Source organism: Terrabacter sp. 2RAF25, from assembly GCF_052115265.1.
In the GTDB taxonomy this organism is placed as follows: Bacteria; Actinomycetota; Actinomycetes; order Actinomycetales; family Dermatophilaceae; genus Terrabacter.
This window is the reverse complement of the sequence record NZ_JBFRGJ010000080.1, coordinates 1-361: the sequence shown is the minus strand read 5'-3', so window position 1 is coordinate 361 and position 361 is coordinate 1. Positions and strand designations below refer to the sequence as shown.

General features: G+C 46.0%; 1 protein-coding gene. It reads left to right on the top strand.

Features of this window, described 5'->3' with window-relative positions:
* On the top strand, positions 1-287 hold a 287-nt coding region (locus AB4091_RS22040; RefSeq protein ID WP_442295079.1), incomplete at its 5' end, for a hypothetical protein.
* Positions 288-361 lie beyond the last annotated feature (74 nt).

The window sequence follows — 361 nt, the reverse complement described above, 5'->3', positions numbered from 1 at the left end:
ATGATGAGAGCCCTGCTGACACCTATGAGGTAGCTATAGGCAAGCTTTATTTTAATGGAGTATTCATTCCTGATCGCATTGAATACATGACGAAAGGTTCTGATGGGTTGGAGGGCGAGTGGGCCGGCCCCGAAATGTTTGAAGTGTTTCTAGATATGAGTGTTCGAGAGCCTAATGATATATCTCCAAGGCCTGCTTTATTATTTCCGTTCGGTAAGCTGTACACATTCGATCCTCCTGACATAAACACCCCCATCTTTGGGGCGATTGAAAAATGTCTGAAGTGATCCATTGAACAGCGTCCTATAAGCGTGTCTAGGGCGTAAGCCAGTATTAGCCGCCTAACGTCGCTAATTGGGTG